This window comes from Limnochordia bacterium (assembly GCA_023230925.1).
Lineage (GTDB): Bacteria > Bacillota > Limnochordia > DUMW01 > DUMW01 > JALNWK01.
In genome coordinates, this window is sequence record JALNWK010000040.1 from 1 (window position 1) to 17756 (window position 17756).

Consider the following 17756-nt stretch of genomic DNA (forward strand, 5'->3'; position numbering starts at 1 on the left):
CGACGTAGACATGGTAGCCTAAACTACCAAAGCCCTCGACAGTATCACCAAGCATTCATGAGCAATTCTATAAGAAGGACAGCCATTGTAGCATAATGTCCGAATTTAGGGGGTCAGACCGATACCATGAATGGAACACCACGCTGTTCCATGCTATAATATTACTAATATATGGTAGTGTTCGGACTTACAAGTGATCTTAGTTTAAGGGGGGCTTTAGGAAAAGAACAAGACTAAAGAGGAGGAGGAACTTGATGCTCCTGTGTGATTTGTACGCAAAAGAGTTGTGGAAGAGGCCCTTCGTTCCGGTCATTGAGTACTACTACCGACGTACTTTCCCCCATGAGTATCATTTCAGTAGTCACACGCACAGCGCTGTAGAGATAATGTATGTTGAGTCTGGTGATATGCTATTAGAGCTTCAGGGAGAGCCCGTGGAGCTTTTGACGAAGGAATTTGTTGTTATTAACACTGAGATTCCCCATGGAATCCTAGGTGTTAGCGTAAACTGTCGCGTGAACAACTGCGAGTTTTTCTTTCAACCAGCAAGTGTAGTCATCGGATCAACTATTGATGTAGTTAAGCACATCAATCAATCCGCTTGGCCCTTGAGTTACGGTGCCCCATGGCTCAAATGCCGGGATAGTGGATATGTAGGGTCAACCATGAGGGAACTAATCGAGGAACTAGATGGAACCCTTGATGACCCCCTTGGCCAGGAATTGATGCTACGTTTGGATTTCTGGCGTGTCATTATCTATATATCCAGGATGATTGCTAGTTCAGGTGATACCACAGACCTGGCAAATTGGCATGTAAACAAAGCTGTAAGTTACATCCGTACCAACTACCACCGCCCAGATCTGACCGTAGCAGAGTTAAGTGACTACCTTCAACTGAATCGTAGCCACGTGAGTCGCATTTTTAGAGAAGTAACCGGCGATACTCCTTCAGAGTATATTGCAAGCCATAGAATCAACATTGCTAAGAAGCTATTGGCTACAACTGACTTACCCATTATTGATATTTGTCAGGAGATCGGAATCAATTCGGAACAGTATTTCTCCCGTTTGTTCTCTAAAAGAGTAGGGATTAGTCCAAGGACTTTCCGCCGAAGCCGAGAGGTGATTAGTGCCTGGCCACCGGATACAAGCGATAGTACTAGCTAGATATGACAAGCCGGAGTGTACAACTCTAGTTCCAGTCTCGCCGAATACAAGTATGCGTTATTTTGGGTAATTGTCTCGACCTCTAACCGCCCCAAATCGTAAGCACTCAAGATAATAACACCGCATCCATAATACTCATAACCTCGCCTGAAATGACTATCCTTTCTGGATGTCTGCGAAATTGCGATGTCACTTAGCCATATTGATTGCGGTAAAGACCCCTGCGAATTACCGCATTTGGTTTCCTTACCACCTGCAAATGGCGAACACTGGGTTGCTTACCTCAAGAAAGTAGATTACCGTATTCCAAGACGATTCTCGATGAATGCAGGTGACTAACACTAACAACAATGACATTGACCCTTTTTTTTGGACACGCTACCGCAGTAGAGTCTCATGCCTTGCTAGTTTCTGTGGTGAATGATTACGCTATCCTGCAGGAAAATAGGAAGAGGAAATAGAACCAGTATGCGTGATACAAGGAGGGGTTTGCGATGAGAGTAGCAGTTGTAGGCTTGGGGAATGTTGGGAAATACGCCGTTGAGGCAGTTCTAAGGGCAGATGATATGGAGTTTGCTGGTATCGTCCGCCGCAAGGACTCTATTCACGAGGCTAGTCCCCGGGGGTTAGTGGTTAGCGATATAACAGAGTTAGGTGATGTAGACGTTGCGATAATCTGCACACCTTCACGTACAGTCCCTACGATTGCCAAGGAACTTCTTGCCTTAGGAATCAACACCGTTGATTGCTACGACATTCATGGAGAATTGGTGAATCTGCGGGATGAACTGGATGAACCGGCGAAATTGAATAATGCCGTCTCAGTTCTATCTGCGGGCTGGGATCCGGGAACCGATTCGCTTATTCGGGCTTTGCTGCAGGCCATGGCTCCTGGCGGTTTGACATATACGAATTTCGGGCCCGGTATGAGTATGGGACATACTGCGGCGGTGAAAGCAATCGACGGTGTAGCGGACGCACTGTCCATGACGATACCAGTTGGAACAGGCTTGCATCGACGAATCGTCTACGTTGTACTAGAGGATAATGCCGAATTTACTGTCGTGGAGAAGGCCATTAAGCAGGATCCATATTTCATCCATGATGAAACCCATGTGTATCAAGTGGAGGATGTCAGTACACTAGTTGACATGGGGCATGGAGTCAGTATTGAACGTAAAGGAGTATCAGGCATAACCCATAACCAACTTTTCAAATGGGAAATGCGGGTTAATAATCCTGCTCTAACGGCACAGATCATGGTCGCCGCAGCCCGAGCCACAGTAAGACTGCAACCTGGTGCGTACACCCTGATCGAAATCCCGGTTGTTGATCTACTGCCCGGAGACCGAAGAACATGGATTGGACGACTGGTCTAGACAATGGGGAAAGGCTAGCTTCGAAAGTCTCATGTGGAAGATTCTCGAAGCTAGTCACAAGACTCTTTTTGCTAGCGACAGTTTCTCCGTATCCATTGGACTTGCTTTGACAAAGTAGCTTACCCGCCGAATTTAACATCAATGAGACAAGCTCATCGGTTGAAAAAGTGCTGACGTTCTGAAAGACATGGGATTGATACGAGCGGTTAGTCAATGGGTTTCTATTGTGGGCAGACTTTCGCAGGTCTTGGCCCCACAGCCGACTGTGAAATGGCGAGACATTGTTGGCGTGATTGGGTATATGCCTGTGGTAGGTTAGAGGGGATGATGTCAGGTCAGCATTGGATGTTATCGATGTGGGCGTTGTGGGGTAATAAGTCGCGGCCTTACTTCTAGAAGTGTCTTCGATAGTCATGAGATCATTAGTCTCCATGCAGTGTGTGATACCAATCAGGATCGGTTAGAAGACGCAAGGCAGGCGTTGGGCGCCGACGAGCAGTACACGAACTATGAGGAAATACTGAAAACTCACATGTTGATGCGGTTGTTATTTGCACTCCTATGCCTTGTATGTGCCACAGCGACAAAGGCTCTACGGCGAGGAATCCATTTTTTGAGTGAAGTCCCTGTAAAGTGTCAGGATTTAGGCAGGGCTTGCAATCAATCTGAGGCTATGTATATGATGGCGGAAGACTACATATACACCAAGCAAAATGTTTTGGTCGCTGAGCTTGTCAAACGGGAATCGATGGGTTTAGGGCCTGTGCTCACTTAGATGCCCGATGACAGGGTTACCAAGGTATCCTGTGTTGGTAGTGGCCATCATTATCAGGATCCACGAGCTGACTATTAAGAACAACAGGATGCTAGCCAGCACCGAACAAGATGCTCTCATTAGAATCAGGGTAGATATGCTGTCAAACAGGCCACATGCGATGAGGAATTACTCTCTTCAGGGGACCAAGGATTGTTGTGAATACGCCGATCAGGATTTGGTTAGCAGATATGTGTGACGATATGAATACGCTGGCTAGAACTTGATGCTCTAGAACAGTATCTGCAGCGGTCGGCCCGTAGCAATCAATATCCATCGAGCACTTAATGTGACCCTACCGAGGTTGATCAGTCAGCAGTCGATTAGGCAAGATGGTAAATGGTTGCCGGTGCCTAATTCACGAGATTGGAAGTGCACGAGATGACCGATCAGCTACGTATGATCTGGCCTGAGGGCCGCAAACCACCACTTTGTATTCTACCTAAAGGATATAGCGTCAGACGTTTTCGTCCCAGTGATGAACAGGCTTATGTCCGTATGTTAAACCGTGGTGATCTGGGTGAGTGGGATCTAGATAGGATGCGATCGATTCTGGAGAACCCGCTTGCACCCGGAACAGTATACTTTATTACGTATAATGATGTTCCAGTAGCTACGACCTGTTCACAAAAACAGGAGTCTGATTGGGATGATGATCTCGACTGGGCGGAAGTAGGTTGGGTTACTGTTGATCCCGCTCACAGGGGCAGGGGTCTAGGTCTCATCATCTGTGCTGTAGTTGTCGATCAACTGCAGAGATTAGGGTATAAGCACATCTATCTAAAAACCGATGATTGGCGCCTGCCAGCCATTAAGACATATCTCAGAATGGGTTTTCAGCCGCTAATCAACTCAGATGAAATGAACACGCGTTGGCGGGCGGTTGCCGAGAAGCTCGACTGGTCCTTTTGATAGATAACTACCGCTAAAGTGTGCATTATCACATCTATCCCTATTACAGCGCTTAATCCCACATTAAGAATTTCCTAGATGCTCTCCTATAGGATAAGCAGTTCTTTCCAGGCATTGACCTGCTCAAAGTTGCCCAGAATACTATTGACACTTGACTATAGGTGACGTGCAGCGCTATACTTGACCACGGATAGGGGTTGAGTAGAGTAAATGGAGATTCGTAATGTAGCGATTATTGCCCATGTTGATCATGGGAAGACAACACTAGTAGATGCACTTCTAAAGGAAACAGGTGTGTTTCGGGAAAACCAGAAGACCGGAACACAGATCCTTGATTCCAATGCCCTGGAAAGAGAACGGGGTATTACAATTCTATCCAAGAACACCGGTATATTCCATAATGAGACGAAAATCAACATCGTTGATACACCCGGACACTCGGATTTTGGCGGGGAAGTGGAACGGGTGATCGGCATGGTTGACGGTGCCTTGTTAGTAGTAGATGCGGCGGAGGGACCATTACCGCAGACCCGATACGTACTCCAAAAGGCTTTCAAATACAATCTTAGGCCCATCGTGGTAATCAACAAGATCGATCGTAAGGATGCCAGGCCCTATGAAGTTCTGGAAGAGGTGCTGGATCTTTTTCTTGATCTAGATGCGACCGAGGAGCAAGCCGACTTCCCTGTGGTATGGGCGGTAGCCCGAGAAGGCGTTGCGTCATTGGAGCTTGAGGATGCACAAGCCCAGCTTGCCGGTAAGAAGGAGAAAAGCATATTGCCCTTGCTAGATCTAATCCTTGAGCACGTTCCCCAACCTACTGTGGATCCCGATGGCCCCCTGCAGCTTCTAGCGACCAATCTGGAATACGATGAATACGTCGGTAGACTTGTCGTTGGAAGAATCCAACGGGGAACCCTTCGTCGGGGCATGCCAGTCACCGTATGTCGCAGTGACGCGGATTGGGAAAAGACTGCAAAAGTGGAGTATCTATATACCTTTGCAAGACTTGAACGAACCCTTGTGGAGGAGGCTGGGGCAGGGGAGATTGTGGCAGTGGCAGGAATCGATGATGTTTCCATCGGAGACACTATCGTAGATCCCAATGCGGTTGACCCCCTACCTGCGTTAAAGGTGGATGAGCCAACCCTCACTGTAATTTTCAGGGTAAACGATGGTCCCTTGGCAGGCAGGGATGGAAAATACATTACTTCCCGACACATTAGGGATCGCCTCTGGCGTGAAGCACAGACCAATGTGGCCCTTCGGGTCAACCCCACGGGCAGTCCCGATGCCTTTGAAGTGCGGGGGCGGGGGGAACTCCATCTGGGTATTCTGATTGAAACCATGCGCAGGGAAGGGTACGAGTTTACTGTATCCAGACCCCAACCGGTGTTAAAGGAAATCGATGGTCAGTTACAAGAACCCCTAGAACGAGTGTTTGTCGAGGTACCGGCGGAGTATTCCGGAGGTGTTATCCTGTTCTTTGGTCAGCGGAAGGGCGAAATGCTCAGTATGATGCAAAACGAGAACACGGTCAAACTAGAGTTTGTAGTACCGGCCCGGGGTTTGGTGGGATTTCACTCCCAGTTCCTTACGGAAACCAGAGGCTATGGGGTTGTATACCATACTTACTACGGTTATGGTCCCCACCGAGGTCCCATCCTAGAAAGAACCACGGGCAGTCTTGTCGCCTATGAGCCAGGGACCGCGACAGCCTATGCCATAGTCAACGCGCAAGAGCGGGCAACGTTGTTCATCGAGCCGGGGACAGAGGTCTATGAAGGAATGATCATCGGTGAAAACTCACGCTCCGATGACCTCGATGTCAATATTGCTAAGAAGAAACACGTCAGCAACATGCGTTCAGCTACTTCAGATATTGCAGAGAAGATTGATGTGCCCCGAAAGCTTACTCTCGAGCAAGCCTTAGCCTTCATTGCCTCGGATGAACTCGTTGAGGTTACACCCAAGACCATCAGGCTCAGGAAACAGGTTCTAGACCAAAGCGAGCGGTACATGATTCGAAAGCAATTGGCTGCCAAATCACTTGACTGACAAGCATGATGGTTGTAGCTTGCATACAACCATCATGCCTTTTGATGGAATAGCTGCTTCCCGCGCCTCAGGCTGATTTAACCTGGGTGACAAGCCAGTGTTTTACATCCTTTACGTAGGGTGCCGCATCACCCGCAGATATTCCCTCCAAGGCTTGGGCAATAGCTGATGACTCAAAGGGAGTCTGAAGTAAAGCAGAACGCACATGGTCCGTTAGGGTATACTGCAGCGCATCTGAATAAACGACAGCATCCACGATATGTCCATTCTTGACCCCAAGCCCCACCGTCAGTTCACCCCAGGAAAATCTCGTTTCATAGGAGAGAGCAAAGGCTGGTGTTTTCCCATAGCGCCACTCCCAGGAAGAATAGTGTTCGTGTAACGCATCTGCTTCCTCAAGAAGTGGGGCTAGATCTAGCTCGGTTCCGTTGCCACCATACAAGCTCACAAAGGACTTGATCAGTTGCTCCTTAACTTGGGCAATACTAAGACCCGGAACCAGTTCTGCCAGATTGATCACTCGGGAACCCACTGATTCAACCCCTTTGGACTGCATCTTTTGTTTCGAGGGCTGTAAATAACGGCCGGCCTGTGCAAAATCAGCGTTAACCAGAATGGTGCCATGGTGCAAAGCAGAATCCCTGTAGTAGTAATACGCATTGCCTGAGAACTTGCGTCCCAAGACCGTAAGGTCATTTCGTCCTGAGAACTCTGCTTGAATCCCTACACCGGCCAGAGCGTTAAGGATGACTTGTAGTTGCTTGGCAAGATCGTATTGATGCCGCCCTAGTAAGAAGGTGAAATTCAAATTGCCAAGATCATGGTACACGGCTCCACCGCCGGACATTCTTCGAGCTAGCTTGCCACCTTCTTCTTCAAGAAGCTGACAACGGCATTCCTTCCATGCATTTTGATTACGACCAATCACCACGGTGTGTTGGTTCTGCCAAAGATAAAGGACTACCTGTCCTTGTTGCAACTGATGTAGCATAGCCTCCTCAAGGGCAATGTTATACCATGGGTCATTGTAAGGTGATTCGGCGATCAAGGTAACAAACTCCACCGGCCATCTCCTCCAGAAAAGTTGAGACGTAGTGCTAGAATAGTATCTAGTTTCCTATTCTAGCATGTTCTGTTTCCACAGATCAATCTTTTGAGGATCCGAAGACGGGCTAGGTGTGAGCATATGCAGCTACGTAACCCATAGTATTAGCTACTGAAATCCGGTTCAAAGGTGTCAATGGCCTGCTTAAGAAGACTAACTGAATAGGCCATAGAGGGCCCTCCCCCAAGGGCCACAGCTACCATAGCGGCCTCCATGATCTCTTGTCGGGTAGCTTTAGCTTGTAGTGCATTGTGGACATGGTAGACAATACAATATTCGCATCTGTTATGTATAGATATGCCGATACTGATCAGCTCTTTTGCTTTTAGGTCCAGACTGCCAGGCTTATACATTGACCCCAAGAAGCTCATGAAGGATCGTACCTGCTCACCATTCGTCTTCTGTACTTCCTTTAAGCCTCCTACAAAGTCATCGAGTATTTGTCTTGGATCTCGTGCCATCAATATCACTCCTAAACTAGTATGGGAGTAGTATATGCTTTCTGCGGATATTTACGTTAACAGAAGAAGCCATTATTGCCATTGGGCAATCCGTCTGAGCACAATTTCCAGTGTTTGCTGATCAGCAACACCCCGGATACTGCTGAACCAGACCCCCTCGGGGCGTAATGTTTCAAAAACCATAGGAAGCTCCTCAATATCGATATCCAGTTGAATTCCCTTTTGAACCTGTTGAATTCGTTGGTAAACCGCAACCCATTGGGCATATCCCTCATGACCTGCCCCTGGAACCCATTGGACTGCATCTAGTTCAGGAATGCCCAAGATGCAGTTAAGGTGCTTCAACGCACCGGGTCCGTCTAAGTGGTAAATCGATCGGTCGAGAAAACGGCATTCTTCAATAAGACCGGGCAGAAAGAATTCCTCAAACATCCTGGGGCTGATCATGCAGGAGAAGTCAGAAGAAACGATGTAGTACTTTCCGGGATACACAAGGGGAGTCCACGAAGTGATGGGCATCCCGGCATCGCGCAGTAGCTCATAAAAGAGCCCATAGACATGAGAATACTCCTCGGTGCTCTGTTTTAGTTTTTCCTGCACAAATACTGGGTGGTCAATCAGATCCAAGGCAAGTCTTTGTGGATCCCGTAGGGCAGCAAGATGGTCGCCACCGGGATGAAAGTCTGTTAGACCAACAAGGAAATTGCCTTGCCCAAACTGGAGAAGCTCCTTGGTAAATCTCATCGTTGCCGTAAACAATGGATGCTCCGGGTCAAATACAGCAGTTTTTGCATCATCTTCCCAGTCATCCACACAAGGAGTGGTCCATGCCGTTGTCTCTCCGAACTCGTACCCGCAACCGTACCACGCGCTGAAGATCTCCGGGCCCATGTTAGGCCAAGCGACCGGAAGTGTCTCCGCGGGATACCTGTAGTTGGCTAAATCTATGGCGATTTGCTCGGCGCGAAAAGAGACATCCAGCCATCTTTCTCTATGATGTGCATAGGTCTTTACAGGGACCCTCCTCGGGTTTTCTATCAAGAACCTAATCCCACTCACCGGCGGTCGATCAAAGATTTCACGGTGCCAAAAAGCTTCAAAGCGTTGGTTCACTTCCTCAAAATCCGGTTTCAAACAATATTCCATATGTCATTCACCCTGCCTTCAATCAGCTTCTCTTCTACTAGTTCTCCAATGTGTCTATTGTCCCTGCGCGGCTGACGCTGGTTGAGACTCTAGACTTCTCTCATGCACTGTAGAGGAAATTCTTAATAAAATCCATGTCTAGGCTGAAAATGTGCATGTCGCCAAAGTCGGATTTGGGATACAATTAACGTAGTAATACATCCGTTTACCCGTTTCTACACATAAACGTTAACTGTTATACTCGATGCTTCCTGTTAGTCGTTTTAATCCAGCTGAAAGAGGGGGAGTAAGTTGAATAGTAGAGAACTCATTACTAGGGTAATCGAGTTTGATCGTCCAGCACGAATAGGCTGGGACTTTGGCGGTGGTCCTTCGGATCTTAGAGGGTGTGGCGTAAGGTATGACCGGACAGAGAGATTGGAGGAGCATCGCAAGTGGGGATACCATGAAGAACTACTTAAGCAAGTACCTCACTTCAAAGGTTTGGTCTATGAAGATGAATGGGGCAATATCTGGGGTCGCCTAGATGGGGCAAGCAAGGGCGAAGTAGTTAGGGGCGTTTTGGAGGACGGGTTTGACAGACTAGGTGAGATCGCCTTTCCTCATTTTGTTGTTGAAGACATCGAGAGATTGAAGGAGGCCAGAGAGCGTCACGCAGACAAGTTCCTCATGGGTGGACTACCGGGTTTTACTTTCAATATTATGCGTAAGATGCGGCGGATGGAGAACTTCCTGATGGATACGCTGCTTGCCAAAGACGAGATCACCAAACTTGGTGCAAAGATCGAAAGCATGTTAGCTGAGAACATATCTTTCTATTGCGATGCCGGCTTTGATGCCATACTCTTCGGAGAGGACTGGGGAAGCCAGGAGGCCTTACTCATTAGCCCGCCCAGCTGGCGAGAACTTTTTGCGCCTTCCTTCCGACGTCTATGTGGTCAAGCCCATGAAGGCGGGCTTAAGGTGATGATGCACTCCTGCGGAAACATAGCAGAGATCATCCCGGACTTGATTGAGGTGGGAGTTGACGTACTACAACTTGATCAGCCAGGTCTTTTTGGATTAGAATACTTGTCCCAGTATTCAGGGAAAGTTACCTTCTGGTCACCGGTGGATATTCAGAAGGTTATGCCCACAGGTAATCGGGAATTGATTGAAAAAACAGCCGATGATATGATGACCTACCTAGGTAGAGGCGGCGGGTTTATCGCCAAGGATTATCCCCAGTGGGATGTGCTTGGTGTCAAACCGGAGTGGGTGAAATGGGCCAAGGATCGTTTCCTGGCTCACAGTTACTAACAGGACAAGGAAGATTCTGCCAAGGAGCTGGACCTCGGCTCAAAGGAAACTATAAGCGAAGTAGACCTATACTTTGATTCTAACTTTGATTTTCGCATCCGGAACCTGGAGATCTTGTATGACCACAACGTCATTCCGTCTATTGTACGAGACCGTGATCTGCTCTACGTCATAGACGGAAAGTGGGAGCTTTTGCAAAGGGTAAGAGGCAACTACCAGCGACGTAACCGTCTGCAATCTGAGCCAGTGTCAACGGACAAGATAAAGCTCCAGTTCCATGCCACTAATGGCGGGGATACCTTCGGTCTATACGAACTCCGCGTCTACTAGTACCGATGTTTTTGTGAACCAGAACCAATGAGTAACCGTCATAGGGCCAGCACACCCTTGTGCTGGCCCCTTCTGATTTCCAAGCCTTACAGGCCAAAGGCAACCCGCTATTCGGGCAGCTTTGCACTTATGGATGACCTGGCTAAAACTCGCTTCTAAAGTCACTTTTTGGGGGCGAAAGGGGTCCTATCATCTTTTCCGAAGTTTCTAACAGCAAAAAGGACAAACAAGTCTGCATTATGGCTTCCTAAGTCCTAGTTGCGGAAGTGCTATAGCACCCGTCTATTCCCTGCTTATTTGTGTTACCATATTCACGAGGCTATCAAAGGAGGTCATATCATGGACTGGGTGATTGTGGTAAAGGCGGATCTCGCCAAATTCGCTGATGAAGAGAGGGCCCAACACTCTGCTCGATTCTTCCAGACTCAACCGGGGGGATACGGGCAGGGAGATCGGTTTCTTGGTATCCGGGTCCCTGATCAAAGGAAGATTGCACGAAAGTACTACCGGGACATCCCTCTGGAGGACGTAGAGTTGCTTCTTCAAGATGCCATCCATGAGCACCGGCTGACCGCATTACTTATCCTGACCTACAAGTTCGAAAAAACGTCCACTATACAGCGGCAAGCCATAGTGGAACTGTACCTACGCAACATCCCATATATTAACAACTGGGATCTGGTGGATACATCCGCATACAAGATCCTCGGGGCCTACCTGTTCGAAGTTGAAGATAAGAGTATACTCTACGAATTGGCCGAAGCACAAAACCTGTGGGCTCAGCGGATCGCCATGATCGCGACCTTTTACTTTATAAAACACAACGAATTTGATGATGCACTGCACATTGCGACATTGCTTCTCGATCATGAACATGATCTAATCCACAAAGCCGTAGGATGGATGCTGCGGGAGATCGGAGAGCGGGATTTCCAAGTGGAATTCGCGTTTTTGAAAGCACACTACAAAGACATGCCAAGGGTAATGCTGCAATATGCCATCGAAAAGTTCGAACAGGAATTACGGCAAGCATTTAGACAGCATTCGATCTGAGGTAACGAACAAGGATTCCTGACCTGCAAGCAGAAGGAAATTAGCAGGGGAAAGGAGATGAAGCTTCGTGAACATGCATCTTGAACAATATGATAGCATTAAAGAGATAACAATGAAGGCAAGTGTCGCATCTGACGTTTACGCAATCACAAGACTGCAGGATGCTACAAGCATCAGGATCAATGTAGTCGATGGTAAGGTGGACGGCATCCACAGAAACAGCAAGCGAGGCACTGGCGTTCAGGTGTTTACCAAGGACGGACTCAGTGGTTTCTCCTCTGCCGATCGGATTGACCCAGGGGAAGTGGAGAGGCTTATAGGTAGCGCTGCGGAATTGGCTAAAAAGTCACCAGTGGCGGGGGGTCATACCAACACTGAAGTATTCAACCTTCAAAAACACGAGGTTAGGCGCCCTGCCCAGATCGACTACAACCTAAACAAGCTGGATCTCCGCACATTAGAGAACGCATTAATCGAGATCAACAATGAGACCAGGGCTTTGGGCTCAGAACTGTCTGTCTCTACCGGATTGTTTATCGGCTATGAAGAATGGCGAATCTTTCGGTCCGACGGTACCGATGTACATTTTGCCATCCCCCGGTGTATCATTCGTAACGGGATCTCCGCCCGCACCGAGGGAAGGGCATCAAGCACAATGGCGAATATCAGTGGGGTGGACCCTAGGGTCTTGATTAGCGATGAGTATCGCCAACTGTTGCGGAGACGTTCAGAGACAGCGGCCAACATAGCAATGAACTTGACGAAGGCTACCCCGATTAAAGCTGGTCACTATAAGCTGGTTATTGATTATTCCCTAGCCATGGTTCTTGCCCACGAAGCCTTTGGTCACGCGGCGGAGGTGGACCGGGCGGAAAGCACTATCCTGGCCAAAAACGGTAAGTTTCGCACGGGAGAAGTGGTTGCTGCTCCTATTGTATCCATTGTGGACGGTCCCATCTTAGGGGATAATGGTGATCAGCCCTTCAGTGTCAATGGAGTACCCCGGGATACTGTTACCATCGTGGAAAATGGCGTCCTTAAGGACGGACTGGCCGATGTATTCTCTGCAAGGGAAGCCGGTGTAAGAAATACCGGTGCAGCTAGAGCTCAAAGTTACGAACACCTGCCAATCCCTCGGATGTCCAATATTCGACTTACCGTCAATAATGCCTACCCGATTAATCAGGACTTTGAAGACATTACTCCATCCCAGTTACGTACTCTATTGGAGGAAGCGGGTCTGCTCAAAGAAGATGAACAGATCCTTTATCTGTCTGGAGCGATGGGGGGACAGGTCAACCCAGCTACGGGGGATTTCGTCTTTACTTGTTCCGGAGTCTATGAACTAAGGGAAGAAGCAATCCCAAGGCAAGCAACCAGTTTCAGTGGACAAATCCTTTCGGCTCTAAAGGCCATATCCGGCGGATTAGGCTCGGTAAACAGTAATGCAGCGGGTACCTGTGGTAAAAGCGGTCAGATGGTATCCTGTGGAGGCGGATCAAATCTGTTTATTGTCATCGAAAAAGATCAGAAGATCACGATCGGGGGTGGCCAATGATGAACCGCGCATATAGTGACCAATTCTGCAATAAGCTTGACCAGTCTTTAAATGATCAGATGTCGGCTAAAGCACCGGATAATTTACGGATTGCCGGTTGGAGGTACTTCGTTTCCGAACAGGAAGTCACTTCCATCGGTCTGCATGAAAATAAAGTCGGAGGACCGTATGCCGCCCCTTCGATCAATAAGAAGCTTACTGGGCATATTCATATTATCTGGCATGATGGCAGCCATACCCATGCAAGTCTCGATCGCAGCATCGATACGGATTTTGATCAATGGCTCGTGCTCTTTAGGCAAGCATCCTTCGTGGATCCAGATCAACCCGGCATTCTCGCCCCCCGGGAGTATCCGCGGGTAAACCTTTGGGACGGAAATATTGCCCGTCTACCAGTCGAAAAGCATTTTGAGCTTATCGAGGGTTCAACCCAAAGATTGAAGGACGATGGGATTGGGACTATTGATGGAGGAACCAACAGCAGTATCGGGTGGCAGAGGATCCGAAACAGCGCCGGATTAGACATTTACTATCCAGTAAGCGGGTGCTCCTTCGGGTTTTACGCAGATAACACCTTCGGCAAGTCCTACGGCAAACGTCGACTAGCAACAGATTCTGAGAAGAATCACGTGATCTCAACCGTGGGCAAGATGACTGCCCGGCTCAAGGAGCCGTCAACAGTATCCCTTCCATCAGGCAAGATGCCCATTTTGCTAATGCCAGATGTCACAGCCCTATTCTTGAGTCAATACATCCAAAATAACCTTGCAGGTGGTGCGGTAGTGGAAGGACACAGTGCCTTTACTTGTGATGATTTCCGCGCCAAAAGACAGATCCTATCGAAGAGCCTCTCTGTGTACATCGAGCCCCTACGGAATCATGAATACGGCTCCGCACCCTGCACAGTAGAGGGTATACCGTCAAAGAGATTAGCAGTAATCAAGGACGGCTGTCTGCAGACGCCTTTGCTTAACCGTAAATACGCAAATAAGGCAAATATGGAGCCAACCCCAGCGGGTCCATTGCTCATTCCCCGACAAGGAAAGCTAGAGGATCTTGTTGAGGGGATTGATCGGGGAATCATGGTTCTGAGTGTACTCGGGTTGCACGCCCAAGATACCGCTTCCGGATCCTATTCTGTGACCGCAGACCAGGCTTTGGTCATTGAAAGGGGACAGTTAAAGGGGAAGATCAAGGCAACGATCGCTGGTAACCTATTTGCACAATTAAGCTCCCCGGACTTTGCCTTTGGCTTTGATGAGTTCTCGGATCATCCAGGTCTTCGGATTATGGCTGATGTCACAGTGGAAAAACACTAAGACAACAAATAGACTAATGCACTACAAAGAGCAAAGGTGAAGTTTATCTTTGCTCTTGTTTTATCATAGTTGATGCTATTTAGTCCTAGATTACCCGCAGGAAGGGTATACTTGCAAAGGACGTAGATCTAATGGTCGGTATCGTTGCACTTAACGTATCCTCTAGACTGTCTTGCGAGCTATTCCCCAAAAAGGTTGTCTTAGAGCGTCTTCGCCAACTGGATTGGCTAGGAGAATCATGAACGTCCCCTATGATCTATAGTAGTGGAAATACCCTGTTTTTCGTGGTTCCTTTCTAGCATTACAACTTATTACCTTAGCAACTTTGCGGATTTCATTGCAGCGTTTTTGTGTATCCTAGCTAGGACTTGGAGGAATCCAGTCTAAGAACCTGGAATAACCAGGGCGACCCCGCACTAACCCAAAATCCCAGAACGCTGTAGCAAACAACAGTGACTAAGGTTCCTCTAATCCCATCCAGCACCGGAATTGTATCTAAAGCCAACTTTAACAAGAAAAGACCGGCAAATCCTAAGACAACCTTGATTATTTGCTTCCATACAAGCGTCTGTTCTTTGAAATCAAGACAGGTCTGCTCAACTCCATATCCCCAAAGAAAACCGAGAAACAGACCGGCGATCATGGGTCCGTCACCCTGGGGGTGATTGAGGAACATAAAGAAGGATACTGCCAGCGTTACAAGAAACCACTGTCTACTACCAGGCTCGAGCCTAATATTCGCAAGGGCAAACTGGTACAGACCCAAAAGAACAAGCCCAATTACTAATCCACCAATCACATCAATAGGATAGTGAACCCCCAGATAGATCCGGGAGAAGGACACTAAGACCACAAATAAGGATGCAAAGATATACAGCCAACGCCGTTTAACCCTAAGGGCCACATAACCGAGGAAGGTAGTCGTAGTCTGGGCATGACCGCTGGGAAAAGAATAACCGGGCTGAGAGACTCGGTGTAATCTTTGGGGTGGCCGTTCTGTTGCAAAGGCATATTTGAAAGCTGAGTTGGTATAAGCTGATAGCATAAACAACGAGGCCAATCGCACAGTAAAACGTTTCTCATACACCCAGTAAAGGATCGGAAAGAGCAAGACATAGTTCTCAAGCCGACAGACAAAGGTAACAGCGTCGATTAACCAGTTAAGGACGGGTGTTGCCCATTGCTGAACTAGAACAATTAGACTGGTATCAGTCACCATTTTCCCTCCCAGCCATTCATACCTTAGTCTTATTCTCCTTTGAGACGTTGTCATTGTCAAGCCCGGCATGGTGGTATCCTTTGATGTCTGAGAAGGAAATAGCGCATTATGCGTAGAAGATAATGCCAAAATCTGATTCTTTGGAGGGGTGGACGATGAGCAAAATGATCCCACCGTACTATGAGCACGATACTACAAGCAACGCAGAGAAACAGGTCTTTTGCGCCCTGCAGAATCTTACTGATGACTATGTTGTTTTGCATTCCTTAGGCCTAGCCAATCACAGGGATAAAGTCTTTGGTGAGATAGATTTCGTGGTCATTTGCTCCGAAGGAGTACTGTGCCTTGAAGTGAAAGGTGGGGGAGTAAGCCGCAGATCGGGTATATGGTATTTCCAGGATCGTTTTGGCAATGAACATGCCAATAGCGAAGGACCCTTCCAACAGGTAATCGGTTCGATGCACTCATTGCGCAGGCACTTAGAACAGCAATTTGGGAAGATGAGTCCCATTGGCCGCTGCTTGTACGCAGTGGGGGTGCTTTTCCCAGATACGGTTTTTACCGCCAAAGGTCCGGATATTATCGATGAAATTGTCTTTGACCTAAGAGACGACCCTGATGAGATTGAGCTTTATATAAAGAAGGTCTTTCGGTATTGGCAAGAGGATCTACGTAATAAGCATGGGTTTACCGGAGGCAGACTCAACCCCGGCGAGGTCTCCTGTTTGACCGAGTATCTAAGGGGAGATTTCGGATTTGTCCCCTCCCTAGGGCATATTGTGAGTAAGACAGAGAAGCAACTCCTGGCACTAACCAAGGAACAGGCTGAACGCCTAAGCATGGCCGAGGACTCCCGGCGAATACTCCTTAGTGGTGGTGCGGGTACGGGAAAAACCTTACTTAGCTTGGAGTATGCCCGCCGGAAGGTGTTAACCGGACACCGTGTTCTTTACCTATGTTATAATCAAAACCTGAGTAAGTACCTACAGCACAAAGCTGTGGACCTATTAGACCAATATCCGCAGCGATTTCGGATCGATACCTTTCATAATTACATCATGACATCACTAGAAAAAGTGGGCTGTGCTCCGGATCAGTCCACCCCATCACCGGATGTCTACTTCAATGAGCTAGTCCCCGAAGGGTTCCTCGCGATGGGTTCCCACGGAATCTATCACGATCACTACGACTTAGTTGTAGTAGATGAAGGACAAGATCTGTTTCGTACAGAGTTCATCCTTTGCTTGGATCAGATCCTAAAAGATGGACTTACCCGGGGAACTTGGCATATGTGTTATGACCCTAATCAAAACCTGTATAATCCGCATTTAGAAGAAGGCCTTCAGTTGATACAAGAAGCTCAACCAACACTCCTTTCCCTGGATACCAACTGTCGTAATACGAAGGAGATTGGAGACTGCAACGCGGAAGTCACAGGAATCCCCCCCGCCAAGTACCTAAAGGTACAAGGGGAAAAGGTTCGAGCACGAATGTATGAGGATAAAGGCGAGCAAAGAACATTGGTGGTCAAAGCCGTAAAAGACCTGTTACACGAAGGTACTGACCCGGGAAAGATCCTCTTGCTCTCTAGGTATCGTTATGAGAACTCATGCCTGCAAGGTACTAATGTGTTCCAAGGCATTTGCCGATTCCAGGATATCACCGGAATTGATTTCAAACTACTGGTCGAGGACAGCGTCAAATTCTGTACTATCCACAGCTTCAAGGGTCTGGAAGCACCAGTAGTCCTCCTCTTAGATGTGGAGGCCTTCGATGATAACTACCACCGTCACCTGAATTATACAGCGATATCCCGGGCGACCTCCCTTTTATATGTGTTTTATCACCGTTCCCTACACAAACGGTGGCAGCAGATCAAACCCGTCTAGGTTAAGATTGTTACCTGCTTATTGAGTTTTCCATGTGCCTATGGT

The 17756-nt window shown here is 48.0% G+C and carries 13 protein-coding genes; 9 read left to right on the forward strand and 4 right to left on the reverse strand.

Annotation, left to right across the window (positions count from 1 at the left end):
• The first annotated feature begins 254 nt into the window (after positions 1 to 254).
• From M0Q40_09360 to typA, 4 genes are all read left to right on the forward strand, one after another.
• Positions 255 to 1169, forward strand: a complete 915-nt coding sequence (locus M0Q40_09360; GenBank protein ID MCK9222807.1) for an AraC family transcriptional regulator — start codon at positions 255 to 257, stop codon at positions 1167 to 1169.
• Between the two features lie 494 nt (positions 1170 to 1663).
• Complete coding sequence (locus M0Q40_09365) at positions 1664 to 2548, forward strand: diaminopimelate dehydrogenase (GenBank protein ID MCK9222808.1); 885 nt, start codon at positions 1664 to 1666, stop codon at positions 2546 to 2548.
• Between the two features lie 1195 nt (positions 2549 to 3743).
• Positions 3744 to 4274, forward strand: a complete 531-nt coding sequence (locus M0Q40_09370) for a GNAT family N-acetyltransferase (protein MCK9222809.1) — start codon at positions 3744 to 3746, stop codon at positions 4272 to 4274.
• A 210-nt stretch (positions 4275 to 4484) separates the two neighbouring features.
• The gene (typA, locus tag M0Q40_09375; protein MCK9222810.1) at positions 4485 to 6332 is read left to right on the forward strand and encodes a translational GTPase TypA; all 1848 of its coding nucleotides are present in this window, start codon (positions 4485 to 4487) and stop codon (positions 6330 to 6332) included.
• A 67-nt stretch (positions 6333 to 6399) separates the two neighbouring features.
• Here the strand turns inward: typA and M0Q40_09380 are convergent, their stop codons facing one another.
• From M0Q40_09380 to M0Q40_09390, 3 genes are all read right to left on the reverse strand, one after another.
• A complete protein-coding gene (locus tag M0Q40_09380) occupies positions 6400 to 7395 on the reverse strand; it encodes a lipoate--protein ligase (GenBank protein MCK9222811.1) in 996 nt (331 codons plus the stop codon).
• 146 nt (positions 7396 to 7541) lie between these two features.
• Positions 7542 to 7898: a carboxymuconolactone decarboxylase family protein gene (locus M0Q40_09385; GenBank protein MCK9222812.1), complete on the reverse strand. Its 357-nt coding sequence runs from the start codon at positions 7896 to 7898 to the stop codon at positions 7542 to 7544.
• 72 nt (positions 7899 to 7970) lie between these two features.
• A complete protein-coding gene (locus M0Q40_09390) occupies positions 7971 to 9044 on the reverse strand; it encodes a hypothetical protein (GenBank protein ID MCK9222813.1) in 1074 nt (357 codons plus the stop codon).
• 291 nt (positions 9045 to 9335) lie between these two features.
• Between M0Q40_09390 and M0Q40_09395 the strand changes: the two genes are divergently transcribed.
• The 4 genes from M0Q40_09395 to M0Q40_09410 all read left to right on the forward strand — a co-directional run bounded on the left by M0Q40_09395 (position 9336) and on the right by M0Q40_09410 (position 14603).
• Positions 9336 to 10343 carry a hypothetical protein gene (locus tag M0Q40_09395; protein MCK9222814.1) on the forward strand — a complete coding sequence of 336 codons (1008 nt, stop codon included), beginning with the start codon at positions 9336 to 9338 and terminating at the stop codon, positions 10341 to 10343.
• Between the two features lie 669 nt (positions 10344 to 11012).
• Positions 11013 to 11726 (forward strand): DNA alkylation repair protein, encoded by a 714-nt coding sequence (locus M0Q40_09400; protein ID MCK9222815.1) that lies wholly within the window; start codon positions 11013 to 11015, stop codon positions 11724 to 11726.
• A 73-nt stretch (positions 11727 to 11799) separates the two neighbouring features.
• A complete protein-coding gene (locus M0Q40_09405) occupies positions 11800 to 13284 on the forward strand; it encodes a TldD/PmbA family protein (GenBank protein ID MCK9222816.1) in 1485 nt (494 codons plus the stop codon).
• Positions 13284 to 14603 carry a metallopeptidase TldD-related protein gene (locus M0Q40_09410; GenBank protein MCK9222817.1) on the forward strand — a complete coding sequence of 440 codons (1320 nt, stop codon included), beginning with the start codon at positions 13284 to 13286 and terminating at the stop codon, positions 14601 to 14603. Before M0Q40_09405 ends, M0Q40_09410 begins: the two co-directional genes overlap by 1 nt.
• Positions 14604 to 14964: 361 nt before the next feature.
• Here the strand turns inward: M0Q40_09410 and M0Q40_09415 are convergent, their stop codons facing one another.
• The gene (locus tag M0Q40_09415) at positions 14965 to 15819 is read right to left on the reverse strand and encodes a phosphatase PAP2 family protein (protein ID MCK9222818.1); all 855 of its coding nucleotides are present in this window, start codon (positions 15817 to 15819) and stop codon (positions 14965 to 14967) included.
• A 158-nt stretch (positions 15820 to 15977) separates the two neighbouring features.
• Between M0Q40_09415 and M0Q40_09420 the strand changes: the two genes are divergently transcribed.
• On the forward strand, positions 15978 to 17711 hold the full coding sequence (locus M0Q40_09420; GenBank protein ID MCK9222819.1) for an NERD domain-containing protein: 1734 nt from the start codon (positions 15978 to 15980) through the stop codon (positions 17709 to 17711).
• The last annotated feature ends 45 nt before the right edge of the window (positions 17712 to 17756 follow it).